The sequence below is a fragment of the Pseudoxanthomonas sp. 22568 genome (assembly GCF_052044485.1).
GTDB classification, from domain to species: domain Bacteria; phylum Pseudomonadota; class Gammaproteobacteria; order Xanthomonadales; family Xanthomonadaceae; genus Pseudoxanthomonas_A; species Pseudoxanthomonas_A beigongshangi.
This window is the reverse complement of sequence record NZ_JBQENC010000012.1, coordinates 59,727-83,574: the sequence shown is the minus strand read 5'-3', so window position 1 is coordinate 83,574 and position 23,848 is coordinate 59,727. Positions and strand designations below refer to the sequence as shown.

Sequence of the window (23,848 nt, the reverse complement as noted above, 5' to 3'; positions counted from 1 at the left end):
TCGATCCCTGGCGTCGGCTGGGGAGTTGGCACATTACGCCCGCGGATGCGACATTGCCAAGACATCCGGCGACTTTTTTCGGAGGCCCATGTCCAGCCAGCGCAAGGTGTTGGAAGCCGCCCTGCGGGCCGTGGCGACCGGCGATGCCGGCGCGGGCCTGGCGGTGGTGGTGGACACCGAGGGATCGACCTACGTGCACGCCGGGGCGATGGCCCTGTTCAGTGCGCGTGACGGCCAGACCGGCTGGTTGAGCGGCGGCTGCCTGGAGCCGGACATCCAGCGCCGCGCGCTGGCCGCGGCCGACGCGGGCGCGCTGGACTGGATGGACATCGACACCCGCGACGACGAGGACCTGCTGTCCGGATCCGCGGTCGGCTGCCGCGGACGCCTGCACCTGGCGCTGCTGCCGCTGGCCCGGCTGGCAGGCTTGGCGGCGTTGCTGGAAGACTGGCAGCGGGGCGGCGAAACGCTGCATTGGTCCTTCGATGCCGGCGGCGAAGTGCGCGCCGGCGTCGGCGCGCGCCAGGCGCACTGGCGATTGTCGGTGGCCGCTGGCGCCGAGGCGCCGCAACGGCCGGCCTACGCGCTGGCGATCCGGCCCGCGCCGAAGGTGCTGATCTGCGGTGCCGGCCCGGAGACGCCGCTGCTGGTGCCCTGGCTGCGCGAACTGGGCTGGCGGGTGACCCTGGCCGAACGCCGCCCGCGTTGGCGGCCGCACGCTGCGCTGGCGGATCTGGCCTGGGACGTGTCGCCCACCGACGCGGCCGCGCGTGCAGACGGCCATGCGGCCGCGCTGGTGATGCACCACCACTTCGAACTGGATCGCGAGGCGTTGGCGGCGCTGGCCGAAACCGAGCTGCCCTTCATCGGCCTGCTCGGGCCGGGACGCCGCCGCGACGATCTGTTCAAGGTGCTGCCGGCGCCGACCCGCGAACGCCTGCGTCATCGCCTGCGCTCACCGATCGGCCTGCGCCTGGGCGGGCAGGGGCCGGAAGCGATCGCGCTCAGCATCGCCGCGCAGTTGCAGGCGGTGCTGGCCGGCGAGCCGGCATGACATCGGCGCATGACGCGGTAGTGCTGGCGGCCGGCGGCAGCCGCCGGCTCGGCCAGCCCAAGCAACTGCTCACCCGCGATGGCGAGACGCTGGTCCGTCGTGGTGTCAGGCTGGCGATGGAAACCGCGCCGCGCCGGCTGCTTGTAATCGTCGGCGGGCATGCGGAAGCGGTGAGCGCGGCGGTGCGCGATCTGCCGGCGGACATCCTGTTCAATCCCGAATGGGAAGAAGGACTGGCGAGCAGCCTGCGTCTGGCCGCGGCGACGCTGGCGTCCACATGCGCGGATTCGTCATCCGCCTGCTTGCTGCTGGCCTGCGATCAGCCTGTGCTGGAAGCGGCGCACCTGGCCGCGTTGCGCGAAGGCTTCATCGTCCGTGGCTGCGCGGCGACCCGCCACGGCGAGGGCCGCGGCGTCCCGGCATGGGTGCCGGCGGATCTGTTGGCGCAGGCAAGCTCACTGCAAGGCGATCGCGGACTGCGCGGACTGCTTGCGGCGCGTGCAGACGAGCACATCGCCCTGCTCGACGCCCCGGAACTGGCCCGTGACATCGACACGCTGGACGATCTGCGCGAAGCGCGTCGACGTGGCTGGATCGATCCGGTTCCGGACGCGATGCCGGATCCTTCCCCCTGAAACGAAAACGGCCGGCAGGCGCCGGCCGTTTTCCTGTTCACGCCGATGCGATCACAACGCGCGCAACGCGGTGGTGATCGGCAGGCGCGCCGCGCGCAGCGCCGGGAACAGGCCGCCGACCAGGCCGATGCCGAGCGCCCACTTCAGGCCGTTCCACAACAACTCGGGCGTGACCTTGAACTGGAACACCACCTGGCTGAAGTTGCTGCCCAGGGTCGAGACGCTGTAGCCGTTGAAGATGGCCCAGGCGATCACGCCGCCCAGCACGCCGCCCAACAGCGCCAGCAGCATCGTCTCCAGCATCACCGCGGTGACCACCGGCAGGCCGCGGAAACCGATCGCGCGCATGGTGGCGATTTCGCGCGCGCGCCCGGCCACCGCCGAGTACATCGTGTTGAGCGCGCCGAACACCGCGCCGATCGCCATGATGGTGCCGATCACGATGCCCAGCCATTTGATGATCGTGGCCAGCTGCCCGGACTGCTTGCTGTAGTACGCGCGGGTGGTTTCCACGTCCAGTTTCAGGCGCGGATCGCCCTCGACCGCAGCCTTGAACTGGTCGAAGCCGGCCTTGCCGTCGGTCTTGACCGTGATCGACTGGTAGGCGCTGCGGTTGTAGGTGGACGACAGGGTCTGCGCGTCGCCCCACAGTTCCGAGTCGTGCGCGTCGCCGGAAGCGAACCGGCCCACCACGGTCCATTCCTGGTTGCCGAGATTGAGCTTGCTGCCGACCTTCAGGCCGCGGAACTGGGTGGCCGCGCCCTGGCCGACGACAATCTCGCGCAGGCCGGCGCCGAACTTGCGGCCCTCGACCAGCTTGATCTTGTCGCGGACCAGCCAGGCCTCCTCGCCCACGCCGCGGAACTGCGCGTTGGCATCGGTGCCGTCGGCCATGCTGGGCAGGTTGACCACCTGCGACAGTTCGGCCGACATCAGCGGCTTGCCGTTCGGTCCCTTGGCGACGCCGGGCAGGCTGGACAGCAGCGGCGCCTGTTCGCGGGTGATGACCGAATTGGTTTCCGCCTGCGAACCGCCGCGCAGCACGATCGCGGTGGTGTCGTCGCCGGTGCTGTTGAGGGTGGCCTTGAAGCCTTCGCCCATCGCCAGCATGGCGACCAGCACGCCGACCACGCCGGCGATGCCGACCACGATCACCGAGGACGCGCCCCAGCGTTGCGGCAGGCTGCTGATGCCGATGCGCGCGGCGGCCAGCGCCANCGGGTCAGCAGCAGCCACAGCGCCAGCAGCACGGCCAGGCCCAGTACCAGGAACCACGGCAGGTTGATCCAGACCACCAGGAAGACGGCCAAGCCGACGACGGAGATGATGTTTGCAATCCAGTTGGGCATGTCGTTCTCCTCAGCGTCCGGCCAGCGCGTCGACGATCTTCAGGCGCTTGGCGCGCAGCGCCGGCAGCAGGCCGACGACGATGCCGATGACCACCATCAGGCCCAGCCCGACCAGCCAGGTCTGGGTGGGAACGTTCGGCAGCGAGATGGCGCCCTGGCTGGCCGCGGTCAGGCCCGGCATGATCACCGCCGCCAGGCCCATGCCGATCAGGCCGCCGAGCACGATCAGCAGCACCGACTCGATCATCACCAGGGTCAGCACCGTGCCGTCCTTGAAGCCCAGCGTCTTCAGCACCGCCAGTTCCGGCACCCGCTCGCGCACCGCCTGGGCCATGGTGTTGCCGGTCAGCAGCAGCAGGGTGAAGAACACCGCGCCCATGATCGAGGTGACGATCAGGCCGATGTCGGCGAACTGCTTGGCGAAGGCCTGCTGGAACGCCGACTCGGTCTGGCTCTTGGTCTCGTGGTCCGAGTTGGCCGACAGCGCGTCGATGGCGCGCGCCACCTGGTTGGCCTGGTTGGTGTTGGCCAGTTGCACCGTGTACCAGCTGACCTGGCTCTTGATGTAGTCGTTGGATTCGTCGAAGTATTTCCAGTTCATCATCAACTGGTTTTCCGCGCCGACGTTCTTGCGATCCTTCACCCGGAAGATGGCCTTCAGTTCCAGCGGCCAGTCGTTGCTGCCGCCACGCGGGAAGATGGTGGCCTTCAGCGGAATGGTGTCGCCAATCTTCCAGCCGTGCTTCTTGGCCAGCGACTCGCCGACGATGGCGGCGTTGCGGGTGTCCTGGAACGCCTTGAGCTGATCCGGCGGCACCGTGTACTCGGTGTAGACGTCGAAGAAGTTGGGCGCCACCGAGAAGTTGGGGAAGAAATCCTTGGGATCGCGGTAGATGCCGCCGAACCACATGGCGTAGGTGGCCTTGCGGACGCCGGGCACCGATTCGATCTGCGGCAGCAGGTTGATCGGCAGCGACTGGGTGATCGACAGGCGCGAGGCGACCACCAGGCGGTTGGCGCCATCGACGCTGCCGCCGGAGTTGAACGCCACCCGCACCGAATCCAGCAGGCCGAACAGCAGGAAGGCCGCGACCACGGACAACAGGGTCAGCAGCGTCCGCGTCTTGCTGCGGAACAACTGCGCCCAGACCAGGGACAGATATTTCATCGCCGCCTCCCGTCAGTGGGCCAGCGCAGGGGCGTCGACCAGCTCGCCCTTGTCCAGGTGGATGGTGTGGGTCGCATACTCGGCCGCCTTCGGATCGTGGGTGACCATGATGATGGTCTTGCCATGCTCGCGGTTGAGCAGGCGCAGCAGGTCCAGGATTTCCTCGGCCGAGTGGCGATCCAGATCGCCGGTCGGTTCGTCGCAGATCAGGAAGGTCGGATCCGAGACGATCGCTCGGGCGATCGCCACGCGCTGCTGCTGGCCGCCGGAGAGCTCGTTGGGACGGTGCGCGCCGCGTTCGGCCAGGCCGACCAGCTGCAGGGCGATTTCCGCGTTGCGCTTGCGCTGGGCGGCGCCGAGCTTGGTCAGCAGCAGCGGCAACTCCACGTTCTTCTGCGCGGTCAGCATCGGCATCAGGTTGTAGAACTGGAACACGAAGCCGACATGGTGGCTGCGCCAGGTGGAGAGCTGGGCGGCGCTCATGCTGTCGATGCGCTGGCCCTCGATCTCGATTTCGCCCGAGGTCGGGGTGTCCAGGCCGCCGATGAGGTTGAGCAGGGTCGTCTTGCCCGAGCCGGACGGTCCCATCAGGGCGACGAAATCGCCCTTGGGAATATCCAGGTTCAGTCCGTGCAGCACCTGCACCTTTTCCGGACCGCGCTGGTAGGTTTTGACGAGGTTGCGAATGGTGACCAGTGAGGACATCGTGTTTTCCCTTCTGTGGTGTTCGGAGGCGCGCGNCCGCGCGCACGGCATTGCGTTGTCTTGCGTTGCAGCCAACCACTTTGGTGCGCGCCCGGGCATGGTTTCCCGGGCGTCCTGCGGGCCGCGCTACCGACGGGTGGCGGCGGTCATGAATCGGCAGCCGGTGGAGCCTGCCGGGCACGCGTCGCAACGTCCGCGACGCGCGCGATGGAACCGGAACCGTTACTGCGCTTCGTCCTCGGCCAGCGTGACCTTGCTGCCGTCCTGCAATTCATCCGGCGGGCTGAGCACCACCGTGTCGCCCGCGCCCAGGCCCGACAGCACCTGGCGATCGTCGCCCATCGGCTGGCCGACCTTCAGCAGGCGCTGTTCGACCGTGTTCTGCTCTGTCAGGGCGAACGCCACCGGCTGGCCGTCGCGCTCGACGATGGCCGCCGACGGGGCGCGCACGCCCTGCGGCTTCTTCTCCTCGGCCGGCTTGGCCGCTTCCAGGAAGCTCACCCGCACGCCCATGTCCGGGACGATGCGCGGATCCTTCTGCTTCAGCGCGATGCGCACCTTGACCGTGGCCTTGCCGCGATCGGCGGTGGGAATGATGGCGATGACCTCGGCCGGAATCTTCCAGTCGGGGTAGGCGTTGAGGGTGGCTTCCACCGGCATCTTCGGCTGCACCCGGCCGATGAAGGCCTCGCCCACGTCCACTTCCACTTCCAGCGAATCCATGTCGACGATGGTGCCGATGCCGGTGCGGGTGAAGCCGCCGCCGGCCGACAGTGGCGACACGATTTCGCCGGGCTGGGCGGCCTTGGCGATCACCACGCCGGAGAACGGCGCGCGTACCACGGTGTTGTCCTTGCCGATGTCGGCGATGCGCAGGCGATCGGCGGCGGCGCGCTGGTTGCGCTGCGAAGTCAGCGCCTCGGCGCGCAGGGCGTCGCGTTCGGCCACGGCCTGGTCGTATTGCGAGCGCGCGACCAATTGCTGCTGGGTCAGCTGCGACAGCCGGCGCACGTTGGCCTCGGCTTCCTTCAGCCGCGCCTGCACGCCGGTGCTCTGGCTGCGCGCGGCCTGCAACTGGCTTTCGGCCAGCGCGCGTTCGGCGTCGGCGTCGATCGGCTCCAGCCGCGCCAGCACCTGGCCGGCCTCGACCTGCATGCCTTCCTCGATCAGCACTTCCTGGACCTTGCCGGTGACCTTGGCCGACACCGTCGCCATCCGCCGCGCGACCACGTAGCCGGTCGCGTCCAGCACCGAGGCCGAAGCGCCGCTGCTGCCGATCGCGATGACCGGCGCGGTCCGCACCGGCACGCCCTTGTCGCGCCCGAACACGAACCAGCCACCCACCGCCAGCAGCACCAGCACGGCGGCCACGCCCAGTCCAATCCACAGTCCACGGCGCGACGGCGGTTCCGGCGGCGCGGCCTTGCGATCGATGCGGAGTTCCTTCAACAGGTCGGCGGAAGAGTTCATCGCTTATCCAGACGGGCGAACGCGGAAAGTGTGACCAGCTAGGGTAACCCGGCCCAGTTGCCGGAAGTCACTTGTTGCCGGCCCGGCGGCTCCGCGCCCGGAGCGGGGAGGGCACAGGATGCCCGGCCAGGGCCGGACGACCAAGTGACAGCTGTCATCCACCACGCATGAAGACCGCCACTGCCGGGTCCGCCGGCGGCGGCCTAGATTGGTCGCATCGCCGACATCTCGGAGCGCGCCCCACATGGATACGCAGGCACCGCAGTACGAACCGGCCCGGTTGCGCGCCGTGCACAAACGCTATGGACCGATCACCGCCCTGGCCGGACTGGATCTGGCGCTGGCGCCCGGACGCCTGCTGGCGCTGCTGGGTCCCAACGGCGCCGGCAAGAGCACGGCCATCGCGATCCTGCTGGGCCTGCAACCGCCCGATGGCGGCGAGGCCCGCCTGTTCGGCCAGGCGCCCGGTGCGATGGCGGTGCGCCGGCGCATCGGGGTGATGCTGCAGAGCGCCGGCATTCCGGACACGCTCAAGGTGCGCGAACTGCTGGATCTGACCCGCAGCTACTATCCGGCCCCGCGCAGCGTCGCCGATTGCGTGGCGATGGCCGGACTGGATGGCCTGCTGGAGCGCCGCTACGGGCAACTGTCCGGCGGCCAGCAGCGGCGCGTGCAGTTCGCACTGGCGATTTGCGGCCGTCCGCAACTGCTGTTCCTGGACGAACCCACCACCGGCCTGGACATCGAGGCGCGCCAGACCCTGTGGAAAGCGATCCGCGAACTGGTCGCCGATGGCTGCGCGGTGCTGCTGACCACGCACTACCTGGAGGAAGCCGAGGCGCTGGCCGATCGCGTCGCGGTGATCGACGGCGGACGCGTGATCGCCGAGGGCAGCGTGGCCGAGGTGCGCGCGCGGGTCGCGCAGCGGCGCATCCGCTGCCTCACCGCGTTGCCGGCGGAAGTCGTGGCCGGCTGGCCGCAGGTGCGCAGCGCCCGGCATGACGGCGAGCGCCTGGAGATCGTCGCCGATCTGGCCGAACCCGTGGTGCGCCGGCTGCTGGCCGAGGACGCCGCGCTGACCGAACTGGAAGTGGCCCGCGCCGGCCTGGCCGAGGCCTTCATCAGCCTCACCCGGCAGGCCCGCGAACAGGAGGCCGCCTGATGGACACCACGATCGCTCCTGCGCGCGCGCCGCTGCGCGCCTACCTGCTGGAAGCCCGCTACGAATTCCTGCGCCTGCTGCGCACGCCTTCGTTCTCCCTGCCGACCCTGCTGTTTCCCGCGTTGTTCTACCTGCTGTTCGGCGTGCTGCTGGGCGCGCGGCAGGGCGGTGACGTGGCGGCGCGCTACTTCCTGGCGACCTATGGCGTGTTCGGGGTGATGGGCGTGGCCCTGTTCGGTTTCGGCGTGAGCGTGGCCCTGGATCGCGAACGCGGCCTGCTGGCGCTCAAGCGCGCGCTGCCGATGCCGCCGGCGGCCTATCTGCTGGCCAAGACCGCCATGGCGATGATCTTCGCCGCCGTGGTGTCCGTGCTGCTGGCGCTGATCGCCGCGGGCCTGGCCGGGGTTTCGCTGTCGCCGTGGCAATGGGCGGCGCTGTGGCTGGTCAACGTGCTGGGCGTATTGCCGTTCGCCGCGCTCGGCCTGTGGCTGGGCTGCCTGGTCGGTGGCGAGGGCGCGCCGGCGGTGATCAACCTGGTGTACCTGCCGATGGCATTCCTGTCCGGCCTGTGGTTGCCGCTGAGCATGCTGCCGGCGGTGCTGTCGCAACTGGCGCAGTTGTGGCCGGCGTATCATCTGGCCCAGATCGCGCTGCGGGTAGTCGGCAAGGATGCGGGCCAGCCGCTGATCCTGCATCTGGCCGTGCTGGCGCTCGTCACCGTCGTGTTCGGCCTGCTGGCCTGGCGGCGGCTGGCGCGTCCGGCCTGAGGTTCGGTTCCGTTCCGGAGAATCCGCGTGTTCATGTACTTCCCGCCCGTATCCGAGAACTCGCTGGCGAACCTGCACGAGCGGCGCAGCGAACTGCGTGGGCGCGGCACCGGGCGCTGGTTCCCGTTGCTGATGCTGATCTGGTCGATCTGGATCTTCGTCACCCCGATGTCCAACCCGGCGTCGTTCCCGAACTGGCTGTGGCCCACCCTGGCCAGCTACGCGGTGTTCCTGCTGCTGTTCCATGGCGCTTACTACCGCGACCGCCGGTACATGCTGTTCAACGCGCTGGGCATGGCGGTGCTGGGCTATGCGCTCACGCCGTTCAATCCCGGTGCGCAGAGCTACATGATCTACGCCTGCGCCTTCATGGCGTTCGCCGGCCCCACCCGTTCCGCGATTGCCTGGATGCTGGTGCTGCTGGCCGCGTATTCGGTGGAATGGATGGCGCTGGGCTGGCCGCTGATCTACCTGGCCAGCACGCTCATGGTCGGGTTCGCGGTGGGCCTGATGAACATCAGCTTCGCGCGCAAGGCGCAGGCCGACGCGGCGCTGATGCTCAGCCACGAAGAGGTGCGCCGGCTGGCCGCGATGGCCGAGCGCGAGCGCATCGGCCGCGACCTGCATGATCTGCTTGGCCACACGTTGTCGCTGGTGGCGCTCAAGTCGGATCTGGCCGGCAAGCTGCTGGATCGGGATCCGGCGGGCGCGCGGCGCGAGATCGACGAGGTCAGCCGGGTCGCCCGCGACGCGTTGGCGCAGGTGCGCAGCGCGGTCACCGGCATCCGCGCGGCGGGCCTGGCCGCCGAACTGGCCTCGGCACGGCTGCTGCTGGAATCCGACGGCGTGACGCTGACCTGTCCGGCCGGGATTCCGCCGCTGTCGCCGGAACAGGAAACCGTGCTCGCGCTGACCGTGCGCGAGGCGGTGACCAACCTGCAACGGCACGCCCGCGCCAGCGCCGCGCGGGTGGAGCTGGAAGTGGCAGATGGACGCTTGCGGCTGCGCATCGAGGACAACGGACGCGGCGGCGCCATCGTGCCCGGCAACGGGCTGAGCGGCATGCGCGAGCGGCTGGAAGCACTTGGCGGCAGCCTGCGCGTCGATGCACGCCCCGGCCGCGGCACCGTGCTGGAAGCCAGTCTGCCGGCAGGCCCGCTGGCGCCACAGGCCTCCGGCGCGGCATCCTTGCTGCCCGCGCAGACCTGAGGACGCCCCATGCCGCACGCCCCGCATCCGGCGCAATCCCCGCGCGCATGATCCGGGTGTTGCTGGCCGAGGATCAGGCGATGGTGCGCGGCGCGTTGACCGCGCTGCTCAACCTGGAAGCGGACATCGAAGTCGTCGGCACCGCCGCCGACGGCGAATCGGCGTGGCGCGAATTGCAGCGGCTGCGTCCGGACCTGCTGGTCACCGACATCGAAATGCCCGGCCTGACCGGGTTGGAACTGGCCCAGCGCATCCATCGCCACGCGTGGCCCACCCGGGTGGTGATCGTCACCACCTTCGCCCGCGCCGGCTATCTGCGCCGCGCGCTGGACGCGGGCGTGTCGGGTTATCTGCTCAAGGACGCGCCGGCCGACCAGCTGGCCGCCGCGCTGCGCAAGGTCCATGCCGGCGGCCGCGCGATCGATCCGCAGCTGGCGCTGGAAGCCTGGAACGAAGCCGACCCGCTCAACGATCGCGAGCGCCAGGTGCTGCGGCTGGCCGGCGAGGGCCTGTCGGCCGGCGACATCGCGCGCCAGCTCAATCTTTCGCAGGGCACCGTGCGCAACTACCTGTCCGAGGCCATTGGCAAGCTCGGCGTGAGCAACCGCATCGAGGCCTATCGGCTGGCGCGCCAGCGCGGCCTGCTGTAGTCGCCGCTGTAATCGCGGCTTCCACATTCGTCAGCGTACGTTCTCACGCGCCGACAACCCGCCGTCAGCGGGCGCGGCGAAACCTCGCAAAGCGCAACGGAAGCCGCCCGCGCGCTTTCGATGCGGTCCGCGTGACGCGCGTCATGATGTGTCGCTGGTTCCATAACGGTGCCTGCGGGATTGTCGTGTCCGGTGCCTGTGCTTAGGCTGGGGCCGGTCCCGACCCGGCACTGACGCATTCCCGTGAGACCCCGCCAAGCCAACCGACTCGGTCTTTTCGCCGCCGCGCTGATCTTCGTGGCCATCGGTGCGGGCGTGTTCTACGGGGCGCAACGCTTCATTTCCGACGCCAACCGGGTGACCCACACCAACGAGGTCATCGCGCTCATCGGTGCCATCGAAGCGGCGGTGCATGACAGCGAGTCCGCCCAGCGTGGCTATCTGCTCACCGGCAACGTCAACTACCTGGCCGACTACGGGCGCAGCCGCGACCAGTTGCCCGATGCGATCGAGCGCCTGCAACTGCTGGTCCGCGACAACCCCGAACAGACCCGGCGGGTGGTCGCGTGGCGGATCGAAATCCTGCGCCGGCTCTCGCAGATGGAAGCCACCGTGGGCAACTTCCGGCTCGGCGGCCTGGCGGCGGCACAACGTTCCATCAACCATGAAGTGCGGCAGGCGAGCGTCAGCATCCGCGATCAGGCCGAAACGCTGATCGCTGCCGAGCGCGAACTGCTGGCCCAGCGCGCCAGATCCAGCCAGGACAGTGCCAACCTGTTGCGTGGCCTGGCGCTGCTCGGCATTCCGCTGGGACTGGCGGTGACCGGACTGGTCTATTGGCTGCTGGTGGGCGAGATCCGCCGCCGGGCCCGCGCGGAGGAAGCCAGCAGCGATGCCCGCCGGCAACTGATGGTGACCATCGACAAGCTGGAGACCCACAGCGCCGACCTCAATGAACTCAGTCGCTACAGCGGCATGCTGCAGAGCTGCGTGCGTACCGAGGAGGCGATCCGGCTGGCCACCCAGCATTTCGCCCGCCTTCTGCCGCACGTCGGCGGGACGCTGTACCGGATTCGCGCCTCGCAGGACTACGCCGAGGAAGCCGCGCACTGGGGCGAGCACGCGCTGCACAGCGACGCCATGTTCCCGCTGGAAGCCTGCTGGGCGCTGCGCCGCGGCCAGCCGCACGTGCATCGCGCGCATGCCGAGATGCTGGGCTGCACCCACGTCATGTCGCCGGCGCTGCACGCCTCGCCGACCACCGCCTGCATTCCGCTGATCGCCCAGGGCACCCAGCTGGGCCTGCTGTACTTGTCCAGCCACGACGACGGGTTCCTGGCCCGCCAGGATCTGATCGAGACCGCCGCCGAGCAGTTGTCGATGGCGCTGTCCAACCTGGACCTGCAGGAACGCCTGCGCCTGCAATCCATCCGCGAACCGCTGACCGGCCTGTTCAACCGCCGCTACCTGGAGGAATCGCTGGCGCGCGAACTGGCGCGCTGCGAACGGCGAGGCCTGCCGCTGAGCGTGATGATGATGGATCTGGATCACTTCAAGGCCTTCAACGACCTGCACGGCCATGTCGGCGGCGACACCCTGCTGTCCGGGTTCGGCCAGTTGCTGCAGAAGCTGGCGCGCAGCGAGGACATTGCCTGCCGCTACGGTGGCGAGGAGTTCACCCTGATCCTGCCGGAAACCGATCTGGACACCGCGCGCGAGCGCGCCGAGAGCATCCGCGCGGCGGTGGGCGCGATGCGCATCCGCCACATGGGCCAGGAACTGCCGGCGGTCACCGTGTCGATCGGCGTGGCCAGCTTCCCGCTGCACGGGCGCCAGGGCGAAAGCCTGATCCGCCACGCCGACGAAGCGCTTTACCGCGCCAAGCGCGATGGCCGGGACCGGGTGGAAGCGGCTGCCGAGTCAGGCGGCCACGTGGTCCATCAGGCGTAGCGCGCCTTCAGCAGCGCGTAGGCGCTGCGCAGGGCCAGCGCCTCGCCGCCGGCGGGGCGGCCGGGACGATCGCTGTCGTTCCACGCGTACACGTCCAGGTGCGCCCACTTCTGGGTGGCCGGCAGGAAGCGTTCCAGGTACAGCGCGGCCGTGACCGCGCCGGCCATGCGCGAACCGGCGTTGGCCAGATCCGCCACGTTGCTGGTCAGGTAGCGCAGGTAGGGACGCCAGAGCGGCATCCGCCAGACCGGATCGCGCATGCGATCGCCGGCGGCGATCCAGTCGTTGGCCAGCGCGTCGTCATTGGCGAACAGCGCCGGCAGATCCGGACCCAGCGCGATCCGCGCCGCGCCGGTGAGGGTGGCGAAATCCAGCACGATCTCCGGCGACTGCTCGCCGGCGTAGGTCAGCGCGTCGCACAGGATCACCCGCCCTTCGGCGTCGGTGTTGTCGATTTCCACGCTGATGCCCTTGCGGGTGGCGATGATCTCGCCGGGGCGGAACGCGTTCGGACCGATGCTGTTCTCCACCGCAGGCAGCAGCAGCGTCAGGCGCACCGGCAGCCCCCGCTCCATCACCAGCCCGGCCAGCGCCAGCGCGTGCGCCGCGCCGCCCATGTCCTTCTTCATGTTGCGCATGCCGTCGGCCGGCTTGATGTCCAGCCCGCCGGTGTCGAAGCACACGCCCTTGCCGACCAGCGCCACATGCGGATGCGCCGGGTCGCCCCATTGCAGCGCGATCAGGCGCGGCGCGCGATGCGAGGCGCGGCCGACCGCGTGGATGGCGGGGAAGTTCTGCGCCAGCAGCTGATCGCCGGCGATGACGTCGATGTCCGCGCCATGCGCCTCGGCGATCGCGCGCGCGGCCGCTTCCAGCTCGTCCGGACCCATGTCCTCGGTCGGCGTGTTGACCCAGTCGCGCACGCGCAGGCTGGCGGTCAGCAGATCCTGCGCTTCGGCGTCGGGTTCGCCCAGCACCAGCCGCGCCGGCAACCGAGAGGGTGTCTTGTAGCGGCTGAAGCGGTAGCTGCCCAGACCCCAGCCCAGTTGCAGCGCCGCGTGCGCATCGGCATCCAGGTCATGCGCGATCCGCCAGTCGCCCGCGGGCAGCGCGAACGGCGCGTGTGCGTAGCTGTAGGGATCCAGCGGGTCGCCCACGCCAATCACCGCGCCGGCCAGTCCCTCGGCATCCGGCAGCAACGCCAACGTGCCCGGCGCGGCGCTGTAGTTCTGCGCCTCCAGCCACGCGCGCACGGCGGCGGGCTGCGCATCGCGCCAGCTTTCCCAGCCGCCGCGCGCGACGACGTGCAGGGGGCGGGCCTGGGGGGAATCCTGGGTGTAGCCGGGGGAAAGGTTCATGCGCGGGCATGCTCCGTGGCGAAATCGGGATGGGCATCCAGCCAGTCGGCCAGTGCGGTGAGGGTGGCGAATTCCAGGTCCGGCAAGGGGTCCGGATGCGGCCAGCCGGCCAGGTGATCGACGTGGTCGATCCGGTTGAGCCAGCAGGTGCGCAGGCCGGCGCGCGCCGCCCCGACCACGTCCAGATCGATGTGGTCGCCCACGTGCAGCACCTGCGCGGGCGGCACGCCCAGGCGATCGCAGGCGGCCAGGAAGATACCCGGTTCCGGCTTGGCCGAACCGTGCTCGCGTGCGCCCAACTGGAACACGAAATGCCGGGCCAGCCCGATTCGCTCCAGATCGGCGTTGCCGTTGGTGACCGCCGCCACCGGCACCCGCGCGGCGATGCGCAGCAGCGCGTCGATGGCGTCGGGGTAGCATTCGACCTGGTTGCGGGCCGCGTAGAACACTTCGTAGGCCGGTTCCAGCAACGCCGGATCCGCTCCGCTCTCGTGCAGCGCGCGCTGCAGGGTCAGGCGGCGCAACGCGCTGAGGTCGTGGATCAGTTCCGGATGGGCGGTGAACACCTGCTCGCGCAGCGCGCGCATGCGTTCGACCGGAAACAGTTCGGCGGTACGCGGACTGTGTTCGATCAGCCACTCGTGCAGCACCCGTTCAATCCGCGCGCCGATGGGCGCGAACGGCCAGAGGGTGTCGTCGAGGTCGAGGGTGATGGCGCGGACGGGGAAGCTCACGGGGCGATTTTACCCCGCCGCGCTTCCAGCCGCCGAAAACGCTTACCTACTCCCTTCTTGTGGGAGCGACGTGAGTCGCGATACCCGACCATCGCCAGGAAAGCCACAGACGGGGTATGGCCGGTTCCGTGCCAAAAGCTCGCGACTCACGTCGCTCCCACAGGTTGGAGGGGGCGGGGCGGTTACTCCAGCAGGCGGGCCCAGCCTTCCATGCCTTCCACCCGCGCCAGCACCAGTTTCACGCAGACGAGCAGCGGCACCGCCAGCAGCAGGCCGATGATGCCCCACGCCCAGCCGAACAGCATCAACGCCAGGATCAGCACCAGCGGCGACAGTGCCATCCGCCGGCCCAGGATGATCGGCGTGATGATCTGGCCTTCCAGCGTATGCAGCACCAGGTAGATGCCGGCCGGCAGCAGCGTGTGCAGCGGATCGTCGAAGGTGATGAAGCCGACCAGCAGCATCATGATCACCCCGATCAGCGGGCCGACATACGGCGCGAAGTTGAGCAGCGCCACCAGCGTGCCCCACAGCATCGCCTCGCTCAGTGGCATCTTCAGCAGGTACAGCGCGGTGGCGAAGATCAGGCCCACCACCGTGTTGATCACGCTGATGGTCAGCACGTAGCGCGAGACCTCGCGCTCGATGGAGTGCAGGATGTCCACGGTGAACTTCTTTTGCTGCCGACTGGACAGCAGCGCGATGGCCTGCCGCTGCAGGTTCTCGCCGTAGACCATGAAGAAGAACGTCAACAACACCACCGCCAGGATCGAGGCCAGCAAGCGGGGCGTGGTGGTCAGCATGCGGTAGGGATCGTCCTGCGCGGTGCGCACGATCTGCGGGCGCTTGCCGGTCTCGCCGCCGGCGGCGCGGGCGAAGTTCTCCGCCGCGCGGTTGGCCTCCTGCACAGGCTTGGTCCACTCGCGCAGCTTCGGCGCCAGCTGGCGCAGTTCGCTCGGCGCCTCGCGGAACCACACCGAAGCCGGCTGCCACAACTGCGTGCCCAGCGCCCCGGCGGCGGCCAGTCCGCCCAGCAGCACGATCAGCGCGGCCAGGAAGCGCGGCAGGCGCAGGCGCCGCAGCGTGCGGATGATCGGATTGCCGACCAGCGCGAAGAACGCGGCCAGCAGCACCGGCAGCACCACGTCCTGCGCCGCCCACAGGGTGAACCCGACCGCCAGCGTCGCCAGCACCACCAGCGCTATCGGCGCGCGCGGGCGCGGCGGCAGCGGCGTGGATTCGGCGGCGGCAGCGGGGGTGTCGCCAGCGGGCGAAAGGGCCATCGGGGCACTCCGGAAATGGAGTCCGATTATGCCGCTCCAGGCCGGTTCCGCACGGCCGGCGCGGTGGCCGGACGGGTTCCGGCAGGCGTCATCGTCATGGCGTGAAGGGGAAGCGGGTTTCGTTCACGCCGAATCGACGGGCATCGGGCGACACAAGCCATACCCCCTTCGAAGAAGGGGGTGGGCGCCGCAGGCGACCGGTGGATTGACCCGCCATGCGGCGGTTGTGGAGCGCCTGCTTTTACGCGGAAGAGCCAATCCCCCTCGTTCCCCCTTTTTCAAAGGGGGAGGCAAAGCAGAGCCACAAGAAGAGTCCCGCGCGTTGCGAGAAGTGATTGCGAGCTACCCCCTTCGAAGAAGGGGGTGGGCGCCGCAGGCGACCGGGGGATTTGCTTTACGCGGAAGAGCCAATCCCCCTCGGTCCCCCTTCTTCGAAGGGGGAGGCAAGAGCAACATCAGGGCGTGGGGCGCAACGACTGGACGGATTTCGCGAGCCTAGCGCTCGGACATCTCGGTCGCCGCTTCCGCTGGCATGGGCTGGCGGAGGGGCATCTCTTCCTCGTCGAAGGCTTCATCCACCAGCGGTTCTTCCGGCGGGTAGGCCTGCGAGCCCGCCTGTTCTTCCTGCACCGCCTGCGCGGTGTCGGCGGCCTCGCTGGCCTGGTCGGCGGCGGTGGCCGCTTGCACGGTGGCGAACAGGCTGCTCAGCGAACCCACCATCTGCAACCAGCGCGCGCCGTTCATCGAGCGCAGCGGTTCGGCGCGGCCAGCCAGGAAACCACTGACCAGTCCGGCAATCATGATGCGTCCGGGCGTCCAGCTGTCGCGCCAGACCTGGCTCAGGGTTTGCCAGTGCGTCCGGGTCTGCAGCGCGCGGCCCTCGACCAATTGCTCGGCGCGATCCACGCGGCGTTGCAGGCGTTCGAAATTCATCGCGCCGCTCCCGGGTCGGTGTCGCCATCCTCGTCGGCGTCGTCGTGCTCGTCGAACAGGCCCAGCCGCTGCAACTGGCGGCGGGTGGCGTGCAGCCCGGTGTGATCGAAATATTGCCCCACCTTCCACGCCGCCAGCACGGTCACGCCGATGCTGACCAGCGCGGTCACCGACAGCGATTGCAGCCAGGTCCAGCCCAGCCGCTGCAGCAACGCGATCAACGCACCGGCGCACAGCAGCCAGGCCGAGGCGCCGAAGATGATCGCCACGCCGGCCCAGGCCAGCGCCCGGCCGAACGCGCTGCGCGCCAGCGCCAGATCCGCCGACACCAGCCGGCGCAGCGCGCGACCGGTGTCACCGGCCGACGCCAGCGCCGCCTTGCCGGCCGCGCCGACCTCGCGCAGGCTGTCGTCCAGCCCGGGCTCGGCGGCTCGGGGTGCTTCGGTGTCGGAAGATTCCGGCGGAACGCTCACGCGTGGGGCTTACTTGTCGCCGCTGCGTGCCAGCTTGGCGATGATCCAGCCGGCGGCGAAGGCCACGCCGAACGAGGCCAGCGGACGCTCGCGGATCAGGTCGGCGGCGCTGTCGATCAGATCGCGGCCCTTGTCCATCAACGCATCCACCTGTTCGCGGGCGGCGGCGCCACCCACTTCGGCGGCGGCGATGCCGGCCAGCGCGCTGTCGGCCAGCTCGGACTTCACGTTGGCCTTGCCCAGCTTCAGCTCGTCGCCGGCAGCGCCGGCGGCGCCCTTGATCGCCTCGCCGGCGGCGGATGCGGCCGACTTCAGGTGCGAACCAGCCTCGCCCAGATTGCTCTTCATCGCATCGGTAGCGGTGGGATTGCTCATCGTCGTCTCCAGCAGTGAGGGATTGCCGCTCCACTCTATAGCAGGTGGGCATGAATGGGCTGTTATGTGGCCGGGTGGGGGCTTTGCGCAAATCCCAGGATCAGAAGCAAATCCCCCTCAATCCCCCTTTTCCAAAGGGGGAGGCAGAAGCAGCATCGGGGTTCAAGTGAAAAACACTGAAGGATCCCCCCTTTGAAAAAGGGGGGCAGGGGGGATTTGCTCTTGCTCCTGCTTCGCCTACTGCATCAGCAGATTGCCGGAGCTGCGCCCACGCAGAATCTGCAACACCAGTTGCTGCGGCTTGCGATCGAAGCTGGCGCGGAAGCTGGCCAGATCGGCGAAATCGCCACTGCTGCCACCCACCACCAGATCGCCCGGACGCAGGCCGCTGTTCCAGGCTCGGCTGCCGCGAGCGACATTGGCCACTTGCAACCCTCCGACCGCGCCCATGCTGCGCAGTTGCTGGCGCGAGCCTTCGTCCAGATCCTTGAAGGTCGCGCCGGTCAGGCGTGGATCCACCGTCGAACCATCCAGCGAACGCAGGCCTTCCTTCAACGTCGCCGTCAGCTGCAACGGCTTGCCGTCGCGGCGCACGTCCAGGCTGATCCGGCTGCCGACGTCCTGCAGACCCTCGAAGTTGTGCAGCGACGGCGCGTTGTCGATGCGCTGGCCGTTGGCGGCCAGCACCACGTCGCCGGACTGCAGGCCGGCGGCGGCGGCGGCCGAGCCCGGATACACCCGGGTCACCAGCGCGCCGCGCGGGTTCTCCAGGCCCAGGCCCTTGGCCAGGCGCTCGTCCACGTTCTGGGTTTCCACCCCCAGCGTGCCGCGCTTGACCACGCCGTTGTTGGCGATCAGCTGGTCCTTGATGTTGCGGGCCAGGTTGATCGGAATCGCGAAGCCCAGGCCGATGTTGCCGGCCATGCTGCCGCGCGGGTTGAAGCTGGCGGTGTTGATGCCCACCAGCTGGCCCTGCAGGTTGACCAGCGGACCGCCCGAGTTGCCCGGGTTGATGGAGGCGTCGGTCTGGATGAAGTTCTGGAAGCCCGCCATCGGGATGCCGCTGCGGCCCACCGCCGAGACGATGCCCGAGGTCACCGTCTGGCCCAGGCCGTAGGGATTGCCCATCGCCACCACGAAGTCGCCGACCTGCAACTGGTCGCTGTTGGCCATCGGGATGGCGGTCAGGTTGGTGGCCGGGATGCGGATGACCGCCACGTCGGTGTCCGGGTCCGAACCCAGGAACTCGGCTTCCATGGTGCGGCCGTCGCTGAGGGTCACCGACACGCCGTCGGAATTCTCGATGACGTGGTGGTTGGTCAGGATCAGGCCCTGCTGGGCATCGATGATCACGCCCGAGCCCAGCGCGCGCTCCACGCGCTCGCGCGGCATGTCCGGGATGCCGAAGATGCGGCGGAAGAACGGGTCGTCGGCGAACGGCCCCAGCGGGCTGGCCACCCGCACGGTCTGGCGGCTGTACACGCTGACCACCGCCGGGGTGACCTGCTTGAGCATCGGCGCCAGCGACGGCACCGGCTGGCCGCCGACGGCGGCCGGCAGCGTGGCGGCGACGGGAATGGCGGCCGCGGGCATCGCCTGCGCGGGCTGCTGGAAGGTTTCGTGGATGGCCGTGGCGGCAAATCCGCCGAAGGCGGCGGCGGCGGTCAGGGCCAGCAGGGTGGGGAGCGGTCGGATCGGTCGCATCGGTCGTATCGCGGCAGGTCGTGAGGGTCTGGGACTTCGGATGGCGGCGCCCGGCGAGGCTTGCAAGGGGCGTCCGCCGTTCCTGAACGAGTGTGCGCATCGACCACTAAACCCGCAATGAAGTTCCACGCCAGGACTGTCCGCGGTTTCACCGGATCACCCCGGATTGTCATGAAAAAAAGCACCATAAGCCGATTGACAGACCCCCCGGCCGGGGGTAGCTTGGCTACCTCGTGCCGCCACTACATATAGCGGTCCGGTGCGAAAGCGGCCCAAGCACTGGTGTTTTTGCTTGACAAAGGAAGGCTCCCCGGGGAGGGGCGCCAAAGCGATGGAAGGGTGTGAGAAAACTAGCGTGAGCCTACGTGAGCACGTTTCCCGCAATCCCGCCAACACACTCCGGCAACCTGCGCCGCGCATGATGGAGCGCTGCGCGCGGGCCGGTCGTCCCCGTCGTCCGGGCACGCTGCGGTAACACACAATTAGAAAAGAACCCGGTTCAGGAACCAAGGAGAACGACACAACATGAGCACGGTGCGCCTCGAGGCGGTCAAGACAGCGGCAACCGGGACCGAGATCCCCATGCAGCCGGCGTCCCAGGACATCTGGGACAAGAAGTACCGGCTGAAGACCAAGCAGGGCGAAGCCCTGGACGCCGACATCGACGGTACCTACCAGCGCGTGGCCCGTGCCCTGGCCGATGCCGAAACCACCAACGAGAAGCGCGCCTACTGGTACGAGCGTTTCGTGTGGGCGCTGCGCCGCGGGGCCATTCCCGCCGGCCGCATCACCTCCAACGCCGGCGCCCAGCAGCACAAGCCGGCCACCAGCACCATCAACTGCACCGTCTCCGGCACCATCGAGGACTCGATGGACGGCATCCTGGACAAGGTCCACGAAGCCGGCCTGACCCTGAAGGCCGGCTGCGGCATCGGCTACGAGTTCTCCACCCTGCGCCCGCGCGGCGCGTTCGTGGCCGGCGCCGGCGCCTACACCTCCGGTCCGATGTCCTTCATGGATATCTACGACAAGATGTGCTTCACCGTGTCCTCGGCCGGCGGCCGTCGCGGCGCCCAGATGGGCACCTTCGACGTCTCCCACCCGGACGTGAAGGACTTCATCCGCGCCAAGCGCGAAGACGGCCGCCTGCGCCAGTTCAACCTGTCGCTGCTGATCACCGACGGCTTCATGGACGCGGTCAACAACGACGGCGACTGGCCGCTGGTGTTCCCGGTCAACATCAAGGAAAAAGGCGACCTGGACCTGGAAGACGCCAACCAGGTGGTCTGGCGCGACTGGCCGACCCACAAGAACTACGTGGTCCGCGACGACGGCCTGGTCGCCTGCAAGATCTACGGCCACATCCGCGCCCGCCACCTGTGGGACATGATCATGGTCTCGACGTACGACTACGCCGAGCCGGGCTTCATCCTGATCGACCGCGTCAACGAGATGAACAACAACTGGTGGTGCGAGACCATCCGCGCCACCAACCCGTGCGGCGAACAGCCGCTGCCGCCCTACGGCGCCTGCCTGCTGGGCTCGGTCAACCTGACCAAGTTCGTGCGCGATCCCTTCACCGACCAGGCCCGTTTCGACTGGGAGGAATACAAGGAAGTCGTGCGCGTGTTCACCCGCATGCTCGACAACGTGGTGGAAGTGAACGGCCTGCCGCTGGAACAGCAGCGCGCCGAGATCCTGCGCAAGCGCCGCCACGGCATGGGCTTCCTGGGCCTGGGCTCCACCCTGACCATGCTCAAGCACAAGTACGGCAGCCCGGAATCGTGCGAGTTCACCGAGTCCATCGCCCGCGAAATGGCCGTGGCCGGCTGGGAAATGGGCCTGGCGCTGGCGAAGGAAAAGGGCGCCGCCCCGATCATGGAAGAGCTGTTCACCGTCACCGCCGAGATGCTGCGCAAGCGTCCGGAAATGGCGAAGGACGGCTGGAAGGTCGGCCAGGAAATCCCCGGCAAGGTCCTGCACGCCAAGTACAGCCGCTACATGCAGCGCGTGGCTTCGGTCGCGCCGGATCTGGTCGATGAAATGGCCGAGGTGGGCAGCCGCTTCACCCACCACAGCTCCATCGCCCCCACCGGCACCATCAGCCTGTCGCTGGCCAACAACGCCTCCAACGGCATCGAGCCCTCGTTCGCGCACCACTACAGCCGCAACGTGATCCGCGAAGGCAAGAAGTCCAAGGAAAAGGTGGACGTCTACTCCTACGAGCTGCTGGCCTACCGCGAACTGGTCAACCCCAAGGCCATGCCGTTTAGCGACGAAGCCGACGCCAAGCTGCCGGAATACTTCATCGCCGCCGACGACATCTCGCCCAAGGAACACGTGGACGTGCAGGCCGCCGCGCAGAAGTGGGTGGACAGCTCCATCTCCAAGACCGCCAACGTCCCCACGGACTACCCCTACGAGGAGTTCAAGGACATCTACCGCTACGCCCACCAGCAGGGCCTGAAGGGCTGCACCACGTTCCGCTTCAACCCCGCCGCCTTCCAGGGCGTGCTGGTCAAGGAAGCGGACCTGGAAAACACCACCTACCGCTTCGAACTGGACGACGGCAGCGTGGTGGAGGTCAAGGGCAACGAGCAGATCGAATACGACGGCGAAATGCACACCGCCGCCAACCTGTTCGACGCGCTCAAGGAAGGCTACTACGGCAAGTTCTGACGGCCGACGCGCGCTGCCCCGCAGCCGCGCCAACCCGAAAGAACCACCGTCCAAGTGGCAACCGAACGAAGTCCCCTCTCCCGCTTGCGGGAGAGGATGCCCGAAGGGCAGGTGAGGGGGGCGAGCGCAGCGAGCTGCTCTTCCCCAGGAAACAACCCGAAAGTTCCCTCTCCCGCTTGCGGGAGAGGATGCCCAAAGGGCAGGTGAGGGCGAGCAGCGAGTTGCTCTTGCCCAGGAAACAACCCGAAAGTCCCCTCTCCCGCCCGCGGGAGAGGATGCCCGAAGGGCAGGTGAGGGGGGCGAGCGCAGCGAGTTGCTCTTGCCCAGGAAACAACCCGAAAGTTCCCTCTCCCGCTTGCGGGAGAGGATGCCCGAAGGGCAGGTGAGGGGGGCGAGCGCAGCGAGTTGCTCTTGCTTTTCAACCATCCGCCAACAAGGCAAAAACCCACAACCCCCAGCCCCGCTGCAAAACCGCGAAGCTGGGTATAGCATCGGCGACGTAATCCGACAGAACGCCCACAGGAGGGCACATGAGCAACGGTAATGGTGTCACGGCGACGCTCTCCGACGCCGCCGAGACTGTGAAGGAAAAGGCGATGGAAATCGGCGGCGCGGTCGCCTCCTCCGCCAGCGCCACCGTCGCCAAGGCGAAGAAGGCCGCCAAGAAGGCGGAAAAGACCGTCAAGGCCGACCTCGCCAAGGCCAAGAAGGCCGTCGCCAAGCGCACCAGCAAGGCCAGCAAGGCGGTGAAGAAGACCGTCGACAAGGCCAAGAAGAAACTGGCCGCCGCCAGCGCCAACGCCAAGAAGGAAGCCGCCGCGCTCAAGCGCAAGGCCACGGGCGCCAAGAAGAAGGCGGCCAAGAAGGTATCGGCCGCGCGCCGCACCGCCAAGAAGGATGTCGCCAAGGCCAAGGGCACGGTGAAGCGTGACGTGGCCACGGCCAAGCGCAAGGTCGCCAAGAAGGCGACGACCGCCCGCAAGGCGGTGAAGAAAGCCGTGAAGAAAGCCACGGCCAAGAAGGCAGCACCGAAGAAAGCAGCACCCAAGAAGGCGGCCAAGAAAGCCGTCCGCAAAGCAGCCCCGAGAAAGACCGTGAAGAAAGCCGCCAAAAAGGCGGCCAGGAAGTAACCCGCAACACCGCCTTCCCCTCTCCCTGACCGGGAGAGGGGACAGGCTTTAAGGGCACCACCGCCCGGAAGGCGGTCCCCTCATCACCTCGCACAACGACACAACAGGATTTCCCGCCATGGCCGTCAAGATCGACAAGAAAATCAAGGGTTACAGCGTCCTCACCCCGGAAGACAAGGCGCGCGAAGCGGCGCCCCCGGTGCAGGCCGAGTCGATCACCCGCGCCAAGGCCGAAGCCGAACTGCCCAAGGCCGACATCATCCACATGCACGAGCGCATCGAGCGCCCGGAAGTGCTGGTCGGCAGCACCTACAAGATCAAGTCGCCGCTGGTGGAACACGCCATGTACGTGACCATCAACGACATCGTGCTCAACGCCGGCACCGAGCACGAACTGCGCCGCCCCTTCGAAATCTTCATCAACAGCAAGTCGATGGAGCACTTCCAGTGGATCGTCGCGCTCACCCGCATCATGTCCGCCGTGTTCCGCAAGGGCGGCGACGTCACCTTCCTGGTCGATGAAATGAAGGCCGTGTTCGACCCGCGCGGCGGCTACTTCAAGGCCGGCGGCGTCTACATGCCGTCCCTGGTCGCCGAACTGGGCGCCATCGTCGAAGAACACATGAAGTCGATCGGCCTCATCCACGACCCGGAAATGAGCGACCACCAGCGCGCCATCCTGGCCGAAAAGCGCAAGCAATACGAAGACCGCGCAAAAAAAAACTCTGAAATAACCCCCCCGCCCATCCCTTCCCCCGCTCCCGCGGGGGAAGATGCCCGCAGGGCAGAAGGGGGCGCTCCTGGCGCAGGCCCTTCAAACACCACCACCAACACCCCAGGCGCCTCCGAAGACATCGCCGTTACCGGCGACGGCGCCAGCTTCCCGCCCTCCGCCACCCTCTGCCACAAGTGCAGCACCAAGGCGCTCGTCATCATGGACGGCTGCGCGACGTGCTTGAACTGTGGGTATTCGAAGTGCGGGTGAGTAGAGCAGAGCGGTCTAAGAATCCGCAAGACCTTCCTATCACTTTCGTGCTAGATGTTGGCGATGGCGCAGTAG

The 23,848-nt window shown here is 68.3% G+C and carries 20 protein-coding genes and 1 pseudogene; 10 read left to right on the top strand and 11 right to left on the bottom strand.

Features of this window, described 5'->3' with window-relative positions; translation table 11 throughout:
- Positions 1 to 88: 88 nt before the first annotated feature.
- Together ACTJI2_RS15255 and ACTJI2_RS15250 are read left to right on the top strand one after the other, a co-directional pair.
- Positions 89 to 1,054 carry an XdhC family protein gene (locus ACTJI2_RS15255; RefSeq protein ID WP_440842622.1) on the top strand — a complete coding sequence of 322 codons (966 nt, stop codon included), beginning with the start codon at positions 89 to 91 and terminating at the stop codon, positions 1,052 to 1,054.
- Positions 1,051 to 1,689, top strand: a complete 639-nt coding sequence (locus ACTJI2_RS15250; RefSeq protein WP_440842621.1) for a nucleotidyltransferase family protein — start codon at positions 1,051 to 1,053, stop codon at positions 1,687 to 1,689. Before ACTJI2_RS15255 ends, ACTJI2_RS15250 begins: the two co-directional genes overlap by 4 nt.
- Before the next feature lie 51 nt (positions 1,690 to 1,740).
- On the opposite strand, the pseudogene ACTJI2_RS15245 reads toward ACTJI2_RS15250, so the two are convergent.
- The 4 genes and pseudogenes from ACTJI2_RS15245 to ACTJI2_RS15230 form a co-directional block, all read right to left on the bottom strand.
- Positions 1,741 to 3,038: pseudogene (locus ACTJI2_RS15245) on the bottom strand (ABC transporter permease).
- 10 nt (positions 3,039 to 3,048) lie between these two features.
- A complete protein-coding gene (locus ACTJI2_RS15240) occupies positions 3,049 to 4,206 on the bottom strand; it encodes an ABC transporter permease (RefSeq protein ID WP_183644936.1) in 1,158 nt (385 codons plus the stop codon).
- 12 nt (positions 4,207 to 4,218) lie between these two features.
- Positions 4,219 to 4,911: an ABC transporter ATP-binding protein gene (locus ACTJI2_RS15235; RefSeq protein WP_183644939.1), complete on the bottom strand. Its 693-nt coding sequence runs from the start codon at positions 4,909 to 4,911 to the stop codon at positions 4,219 to 4,221.
- A 222-nt stretch (positions 4,912 to 5,133) separates the two neighbouring features.
- Positions 5,134 to 6,381, bottom strand: coding sequence for an efflux RND transporter periplasmic adaptor subunit (locus ACTJI2_RS15230; protein ID WP_183644942.1), 1,248 nt, complete (start codon positions 6,379 to 6,381; stop codon positions 5,134 to 5,136).
- A gap of 244 nt (positions 6,382 to 6,625) precedes the next feature.
- On the opposite strand from ACTJI2_RS15230, the gene ACTJI2_RS15225 reads away from it, so the two are divergent.
- From ACTJI2_RS15225 to ACTJI2_RS15205, 5 genes are all read left to right on the top strand, one after another.
- Positions 6,626 to 7,543, top strand: a complete 918-nt coding sequence (locus ACTJI2_RS15225) for an ATP-binding cassette domain-containing protein (protein WP_440842620.1) — start codon at positions 6,626 to 6,628, stop codon at positions 7,541 to 7,543.
- Positions 7,543 to 8,310 carry an ABC transporter permease gene (locus ACTJI2_RS15220; RefSeq protein ID WP_183644948.1) on the top strand — a complete coding sequence of 256 codons (768 nt, stop codon included), beginning with the start codon at positions 7,543 to 7,545 and terminating at the stop codon, positions 8,308 to 8,310. Before ACTJI2_RS15225 ends, ACTJI2_RS15220 begins: the two co-directional genes overlap by 1 nt.
- 33 nt (positions 8,311 to 8,343) lie before the next feature.
- On the top strand, positions 8,344 to 9,519 hold the full coding sequence (locus ACTJI2_RS15215) for a sensor histidine kinase (protein WP_183645102.1): 1,176 nt from the start codon (positions 8,344 to 8,346) through the stop codon (positions 9,517 to 9,519).
- Between the two features lie 47 nt (positions 9,520 to 9,566).
- Complete coding sequence (locus ACTJI2_RS15210) at positions 9,567 to 10,169, top strand: response regulator transcription factor (RefSeq protein WP_183644951.1); 603 nt, start codon at positions 9,567 to 9,569, stop codon at positions 10,167 to 10,169.
- Between the two features lie 243 nt (positions 10,170 to 10,412).
- On the top strand, positions 10,413 to 12,119 hold the full coding sequence (locus ACTJI2_RS15205; RefSeq protein ID WP_318288443.1) for a sensor domain-containing diguanylate cyclase: 1,707 nt from the start codon (positions 10,413 to 10,415) through the stop codon (positions 12,117 to 12,119).
- On the opposite strand, the gene ACTJI2_RS15200 is transcribed toward ACTJI2_RS15205, so the two are convergent.
- From ACTJI2_RS15200 to ACTJI2_RS15170, 7 genes are all read right to left on the bottom strand, one after another.
- Positions 12,110 to 13,477 carry a leucyl aminopeptidase family protein gene (locus ACTJI2_RS15200; protein ID WP_440842619.1) on the bottom strand — a complete coding sequence of 456 codons (1,368 nt, stop codon included), beginning with the start codon at positions 13,475 to 13,477 and terminating at the stop codon, positions 12,110 to 12,112. The genes ACTJI2_RS15205 and ACTJI2_RS15200 overlap by 10 nt on opposite strands.
- The gene (locus tag ACTJI2_RS15195; RefSeq protein ID WP_183644957.1) at positions 13,474 to 14,211 is read right to left on the bottom strand and encodes an HAD family hydrolase; all 738 of its coding nucleotides are present in this window, start codon (positions 14,209 to 14,211) and stop codon (positions 13,474 to 13,476) included. The genes ACTJI2_RS15200 and ACTJI2_RS15195 overlap by 4 nt, the downstream gene beginning before the upstream one ends.
- Before the next feature lie 182 nt (positions 14,212 to 14,393).
- Positions 14,394 to 15,494, bottom strand: a complete 1,101-nt coding sequence (locus ACTJI2_RS15190) for an AI-2E family transporter (protein ID WP_183644960.1) — start codon at positions 15,492 to 15,494, stop codon at positions 14,394 to 14,396.
- A gap of 495 nt (positions 15,495 to 15,989) precedes the next feature.
- Positions 15,990 to 16,427, bottom strand: coding sequence for a protein sip-5 (locus tag ACTJI2_RS15185; RefSeq protein ID WP_318288447.1), 438 nt, complete (start codon positions 16,425 to 16,427; stop codon positions 15,990 to 15,992).
- Positions 16,424 to 16,900, bottom strand: a complete 477-nt coding sequence (locus ACTJI2_RS15180; protein WP_440842618.1) for a phage holin family protein — start codon at positions 16,898 to 16,900, stop codon at positions 16,424 to 16,426. The genes ACTJI2_RS15185 and ACTJI2_RS15180 overlap by 4 nt, the downstream gene beginning before the upstream one ends.
- Before the next feature lie 9 nt (positions 16,901 to 16,909).
- Positions 16,910 to 17,275, bottom strand: a complete 366-nt coding sequence (locus ACTJI2_RS15175) for a hypothetical protein (protein WP_141454151.1) — start codon at positions 17,273 to 17,275, stop codon at positions 16,910 to 16,912.
- A 237-nt stretch (positions 17,276 to 17,512) separates the two neighbouring features.
- Complete coding sequence (locus tag ACTJI2_RS15170; protein ID WP_192199234.1) at positions 17,513 to 18,970, bottom strand: Do family serine endopeptidase; 1,458 nt, start codon at positions 18,968 to 18,970, stop codon at positions 17,513 to 17,515.
- 534 nt (positions 18,971 to 19,504) lie between these two features.
- Here ACTJI2_RS15170 and ACTJI2_RS15165 point away from each other — a divergent pair.
- The 3 genes from ACTJI2_RS15165 to ACTJI2_RS15155 all read left to right on the top strand — a co-directional run bounded on the left by ACTJI2_RS15165 (position 19,505) and on the right by ACTJI2_RS15155 (position 23,773).
- Positions 19,505 to 21,658: an adenosylcobalamin-dependent ribonucleoside-diphosphate reductase gene (locus ACTJI2_RS15165; protein WP_183644968.1), complete on the top strand. Its 2,154-nt coding sequence runs from the start codon at positions 19,505 to 19,507 to the stop codon at positions 21,656 to 21,658.
- 530 nt (positions 21,659 to 22,188) lie between these two features.
- Entirely contained in the window at positions 22,189 to 22,788 is a 600-nt protein-coding gene (locus tag ACTJI2_RS15160) for a hypothetical protein (RefSeq protein WP_203323422.1), read from the top strand.
- A gap of 118 nt (positions 22,789 to 22,906) precedes the next feature.
- The gene (locus ACTJI2_RS15155; RefSeq protein ID WP_440842617.1) at positions 22,907 to 23,773 is read left to right on the top strand and encodes a TSCPD domain-containing protein; all 867 of its coding nucleotides are present in this window, start codon (positions 22,907 to 22,909) and stop codon (positions 23,771 to 23,773) included.
- Positions 23,774 to 23,848 lie beyond the last annotated feature (75 nt).

What these genes read in the sequence shown, in the direction of transcription:
- ACTJI2_RS15165 (WP_183644968.1), top strand. Translation starts at nt 19,505, where the DNA reads ATGAGCACGGTGCGCCTCGAGGCGGTCAAGACAGCGGCAACCGGGACC.
- ACTJI2_RS15210 (WP_183644951.1), top strand. Translation starts at nt 9,567, where the DNA reads ATGATCCGGGTGTTGCTGGCCGAGGATCAGGCGATGGTGCGCGGCGCG.
- ACTJI2_RS15225 (WP_440842620.1), top strand. Translation starts at nt 6,626, where the DNA reads ATGGATACGCAGGCACCGCAGTACGAACCGGCCCGGTTGCGCGCCGTG.
- ACTJI2_RS15155 (WP_440842617.1), top strand. Translation starts at nt 22,907, where the DNA reads ATGGCCGTCAAGATCGACAAGAAAATCAAGGGTTACAGCGTCCTCACC.
- ACTJI2_RS15160 (WP_203323422.1), top strand. Translation starts at nt 22,189, where the DNA reads ATGAGCAACGGTAATGGTGTCACGGCGACGCTCTCCGACGCCGCCGAG.
- ACTJI2_RS15250 (WP_440842621.1), top strand. Translation starts at nt 1,051, where the DNA reads ATGACATCGGCGCATGACGCGGTAGTGCTGGCGGCCGGCGGCAGCCGC.
- ACTJI2_RS15235 (WP_183644939.1), bottom strand. Translation starts at nt 4,911, where the DNA reads ATGTCCTCACTGGTCACCATTCGCAACCTCGTCAAAACCTACCAGCGC.
- ACTJI2_RS15215 (WP_183645102.1), top strand. Translation starts at nt 8,344, where the DNA reads ATGTACTTCCCGCCCGTATCCGAGAACTCGCTGGCGAACCTGCACGAG.
- ACTJI2_RS15255 (WP_440842622.1), top strand. Translation starts at nt 89, where the DNA reads ATGTCCAGCCAGCGCAAGGTGTTGGAAGCCGCCCTGCGGGCCGTGGCG.
- ACTJI2_RS15175 (WP_141454151.1), bottom strand. Translation starts at nt 17,275, where the DNA reads ATGAGCAATCCCACCGCTACCGATGCGATGAAGAGCAATCTGGGCGAG.
- ACTJI2_RS15220 (WP_183644948.1), top strand. Translation starts at nt 7,543, where the DNA reads ATGGACACCACGATCGCTCCTGCGCGCGCGCCGCTGCGCGCCTACCTG.
- ACTJI2_RS15230 (WP_183644942.1), bottom strand. Translation starts at nt 6,381, where the DNA reads ATGAACTCTTCCGCCGACCTGTTGAAGGAACTCCGCATCGATCGCAAG.
- ACTJI2_RS15240 (WP_183644936.1), bottom strand. Translation starts at nt 4,206, where the DNA reads ATGAAATATCTGTCCCTGGTCTGGGCGCAGTTGTTCCGCAGCAAGACG.
- ACTJI2_RS15185 (WP_318288447.1), bottom strand. Translation starts at nt 16,427, where the DNA reads ATGAATTTCGAACGCCTGCAACGCCGCGTGGATCGCGCCGAGCAATTG.
- ACTJI2_RS15190 (WP_183644960.1), bottom strand. Translation starts at nt 15,494, where the DNA reads ATGGCCCTTTCGCCCGCTGGCGACACCCCCGCTGCCGCCGCCGAATCC.
- ACTJI2_RS15200 (WP_440842619.1), bottom strand. Translation starts at nt 13,477, where the DNA reads ATGAACCTTTCCCCCGGCTACACCCAGGATTCCCCCCAGGCCCGCCCC.